The sequence below is a fragment of the Rhizobium sp. UBA1881 genome (assembly GCF_002338015.1).
In the GTDB taxonomy this organism is placed as follows: Bacteria; Pseudomonadota; Alphaproteobacteria; order Rhizobiales; family Rhizobiaceae; genus Rhizobium.
The window spans coordinates 1-3,931 of the sequence record NZ_DDHH01000020.1; the positions used below are offsets into that span (position 1 = coordinate 1).

Genomic DNA, 3,931 nt, shown 5'->3' on the forward strand with positions numbered 1-3,931 from the left:
CCGAACGCGCCTTCGCTTCAGCCTTCTGATCCTCGTAATAAAGTCCAATCGAGATTGGATGGTGAGTGTCGTGAACCTCACAGACTAAGTCGGTAATTGTCAGTTGGAGGCCGTTTGCGACATATCTCAGCGCCTCGTTCGATGGAGCAAGCCCTAGTTTGGGGCTAAGATAGAAGAGGATGTTGGCGACGTGCGAGACAAGTACGTCTCCATCCTTTAGAAAAGGCGGAGCAAATGCGGTCGTCGGATTCAACCCGTGATCAAGGATTTCCAGCATCGCATCTGGGCCCATCCCCGGCTGCTCGTGTCTCACGACGTCGACGTAATCCGCGCCCGCTTCCTCCAGCGCCAGGCGCACGAACTCGCCCCGCCCCTGAATGCCGTTCCAATAGTATAGTTGATAAGCCATCGGAGCCCTCCTGGGGCGCCTGATTGCTGGATCGTCGTTCAGACGCCGTCTTTTAAAATGATCGGATCAAGTTATCGGCGACGGAACACCCACCACCAATTTACTTGCGGCCATACCAGCGTGAAACGGCCGCGATCCGCTCAACCGCCGATCGACGCATCGAAAAAGCGGCCGGCTTTTCTCTAAAGAAGAAGGCGACTAGATTGTCGACGATGACGACAAGAAGCATGGCGAGCGCTAGATAAGCGGTTGCAGCAAGGACCAGGGTCGGCATTGTATCTCACACCGGAGCGATGAACATGTAGCAACCTGCTACAATGAGGGAAACGAGAATGACGTCGAAATAGCTGCGGTTCATGACTACTCTCCCAGTTTTGCAGGAGAACCGTCGAAGGTCACTTTTGTTCCATTGGGAACCGCTGCCGTCGCGCTTTTAAGCGGGGTCCGCATTGCGCTGCGACTGAAGATCTTTCTGGCATTAGTTCAGTACGACTGAATTAATGCAAAGATATGACTGAAATAAAAACAGGGCGCCTTATCGGCGCCCTTTGGAAAACAATTACTCGCCCTGATCAGGCCGGTTTTCGCGCGGTAGACTTCTTGGGGGCGGTTTTGGCCGCGGCCTTGGCAGCACCGCTTACCTTGATCTCCGCAGGCGCCCGTTTCGGCTTATTCTTGACTTCTCGGCCATCGGAAGACGCAGCCGTTCCTTCAAGCGCGGCACGCTCCTTCATAGCCTGTTCCCAATGTGCATGTTCACGCCCGGTGGGGCGGCCTTCCTCTTCCCAAAGCGCATAGGCGCGCTTTTGAACCCACTCTATCTGAGTTTCCGTCATCGCCGATCTCCACTGCACGGATGCCATCGTTCAAACGCGGTACTGTTTGAAGAGTTCCAGACGAATCGGATTGTTTCAAGTGATTTCTGACACACTGCAAAAATATATGCGGCATTGCAGCACGATACTTAACCAAAGCGATGCCTCTGCTCCAGATCCGCGCATATCCGCTAGCAGCGTACCATTATCCGTTCATCAGACCGCGTCTACGATCCGCACGAATGTCCATTGCGTCTAGGCGAAGTATGTAGGCCGAGGTGTGATTGAACAGTCTGAAATTGCCGCTATAACTCAGTGGCATGTTTAATCTCATATCGACCTATTGGCCGCATATCCTGTTCGTGATTTCGTTGCTCATGGGGGCTGCCGCGGCGATCCACGCGACCATGACGAAGGAAGAGGTGCGCGCTGCCATTGGCTGGGTTGGCGTGATTGTCCTGTCCCCCATTGTTGGCGCCGTACTCTACGCGATTGCCGGCATCAACCGTATCCGGCGCGCCTCCTTGAGCCTACGCCGCGACGCGCTGATGCCGCAGGCCGATCTCGATGAATTGGAAACCTTCGACGCTGAGGCCGAGATTGTCATCAGCGGTTTCGGGCGCCGTTTCGCCGCCTTGCAGACGCTTGGCGACCGTGTGGCCCGCAGCCCGATTTCGACCGGCAACACGATCGACATGCTCGAAACTGGCGACGACTGCTACGCCGCGATGAAGACAGCGATCGACAGCGCCGAGCGAAGCGTTCTTCTCGAAACCTATATTTTCGACCGTGATTCGATCGGTCTGAGGATCGCAGATGCGCTGATCGCTGCGACAAAGCGTGGCGTTGAGGTCCGCGTGCTGATCGACGCCGTAGGCGCCCGTTACTCTGTGCCAAGCATTCTCGGCTATCTCGAAGATGGCGGCGTTTCCGTCTCGGTCTTTAACGGCAACGTCATCATCGGTCTGCGCTTGCCCTACGCTAACCTCAGAACCCACAGAAAGATGGTTATCGTCGATGGGCGGGTGGCGCTGACTGGTGGCATGAACATACGGGCTGGTTTCACCCGCGAATTTGCCGGGGAAGATTTCGCGCGCGACACGCATTTCATGGTCACCGGGCCCGTTGTCGCGGATCTCTTCGATATTGCCGCCGAAGACTGGCGCTTTACGACGGGCGAGGAGCTGACCGGCGACGAGTGGCGTATCGCACCACCCGAGCGGGAGCCTGGCGATCCTGTCTTCATGCGCGTGGTCGCGTCAGGACCAGACAGACGGGTGGAGACGAACCACAAGATGTTGATGGGCGCTTTTTCCGTCGCCCGCACCTCGATCAAGATCATGTCACCTTACTTTCTGCCGGACAGGGAACTGATCAGCGCGCTGGCAACGGCGGCGCGCCGGGGTGTCGAGGTCGACATTGTGGTTCCGGCGTCCAACAATCTCGTGCTTGTCGACCGGGCGATGACGGCGCAGTTCGATCAGATCGTCAGCAATTACTGCCGTATCTGGCGCGCGAGCGGGGCATTCAGCCATTCGAAGTTGCTATCGATCGATGGCGTCTGGTCCTATGTCGGCTCGTCCAATCTTGATCCACGCTCGCTACGGCTAAATTTCGAGATCGATCTCGAAGTGTTGAACGAAGGTTTCGCCAATGAGATCGAGGAACATATCGACGAGGCGATCCGCTCTGCAACGCCGGTCACGTTGCAGGGGTTGCGGTCCGCACCGTTCGCGGCGCGCCTTTTAAACAAGGTACTGTGGCTTGGTTCGCCATACCTCTGAGCGATTTTTTGCGCGCTTTAACATGGCAAGTTCAATTGGAGCGCCTATACTGAAGCCAAGGAAACCAATGCCTTCATGGAGCACCGGAACACAGCGATGCATGCCAGGAACAACAATCTGCCAGCAAGCATTCTTGCTTCCATCCGAAACCACAGGAAGCGCGTAGAGGTGGCGCATGTCAGTCCGATGGTCCGCCCGGAAGGTACGCTGATTGCTTCTTACAACGTGCATAAATGTGTTGGAAACGACAGGCGGTTCGACCCGGAGCGTACGAGCCGCGTCATCCACGAGATCGACGCCGATGTCATTGCGCTTCAGGAAGCAGATACCCGATTTGGGGAGCGAACGGGCATTCTTGATTTGCCTCGGCTGGAACGGGAGAGCGGCTTGGTGCCGGTGCCAATCAGCGGCGTCAACAAGGCGCATGGCTGGCACGGCAACGTGGTGCTCTTCAAGAAGGGTCTGGTCCGAGACGTCCACCAGATCAAACTTCCGGGCTTGGAACCACGCGGCGCGCTTGTTGCGGAACTCGATTTGGAACGGGGCGGCGCACTTCGCATCATCGCCGCGCATTTCGGCCTGCTCAGGCATTCGAGGGCACAACAGGCCAAAGTGCTGCTCGAATTGATGGCAGACAAGTCCGACATGCCGACTATCCTGCTTGGCGATCTCAACGAATGGCGGCTCGGGGATCGCTCGTCGCTTCATTCGTTTCAGTCGATCTTCGGTCCGCAGCCGCTGGCCGTGCCGAGCTTTCCGGCCCGCCTGCCTGTACTGGCGCTCGATCGCATCATAGCAAATCGCAAAGGCGTGCTGACCACCGTCGAGGCGCATGATACGCCATTGTCGCGCATCGCCTCTGATCATCTGCCGATCAAGGCGCTGGTCAATTTACACGAAGACGCCAATTCTGCCTGATACCT

Annotated in this window: 4 protein-coding genes and 1 pseudogene; 2 read left to right on the top strand and 3 right to left on the bottom strand. The window is 56.9% G+C overall.

Features of this window, described 5'->3' with window-relative positions; all coding sequences use genetic code 11:
• The 3 genes and pseudogenes from B3605_RS01885 to B3605_RS01895 all read right to left on the bottom strand — a co-directional run.
• Positions 1 to 409 (bottom strand): annotated as a pseudogene (locus B3605_RS01885) (glutathione S-transferase); the annotation flags it as partial.
• A gap of 100 nt (positions 410 to 509) precedes the next feature.
• Positions 510 to 683 carry a hypothetical protein gene (locus B3605_RS01890; protein WP_162724999.1) on the bottom strand — a complete coding sequence of 58 codons (174 nt, stop codon included), beginning with the start codon at positions 681 to 683 and terminating at the stop codon, positions 510 to 512.
• Positions 684 to 981: 298 nt separating this feature from the next.
• Positions 982 to 1,245, bottom strand: coding sequence for a DUF2934 domain-containing protein (locus B3605_RS01895; protein WP_113012127.1), 264 nt, complete (start codon positions 1,243 to 1,245; stop codon positions 982 to 984).
• Between the two features lie 299 nt (positions 1,246 to 1,544).
• Between B3605_RS01895 and B3605_RS01900 the strand changes: the two genes are divergently transcribed.
• A complete protein-coding gene (locus B3605_RS01900; protein ID WP_112972833.1) occupies positions 1,545 to 3,008 on the top strand; it encodes a phospholipase D-like domain-containing protein in 1,464 nt (487 codons plus the stop codon).
• A gap of 96 nt (positions 3,009 to 3,104) precedes the next feature.
• Positions 3,105 to 3,926, top strand: a complete 822-nt coding sequence (locus B3605_RS01905) for an endonuclease/exonuclease/phosphatase family protein (RefSeq protein WP_113012126.1) — start codon at positions 3,105 to 3,107, stop codon at positions 3,924 to 3,926.
• The last annotated feature ends 5 nt before the right edge of the window (positions 3,927 to 3,931 follow it).

Coding starts and splice junctions, on each gene's coding strand:
- B3605_RS01900 (WP_112972833.1), top strand. CDS start 1,545: ATGTTTAATCTCATATCGACCTATTGGCCGCATATCCTGTTCGTGATT.
- B3605_RS01895 (WP_113012127.1), bottom strand. CDS start 1,245: ATGACGGAAACTCAGATAGAGTGGGTTCAAAAGCGCGCCTATGCGCTT.
- B3605_RS01890 (WP_162724999.1), bottom strand. CDS start 683: ATGCCGACCCTGGTCCTTGCTGCAACCGCTTATCTAGCGCTCGCCATG.
- B3605_RS01905 (WP_113012126.1), top strand. CDS start 3,105: ATGCATGCCAGGAACAACAATCTGCCAGCAAGCATTCTTGCTTCCATC.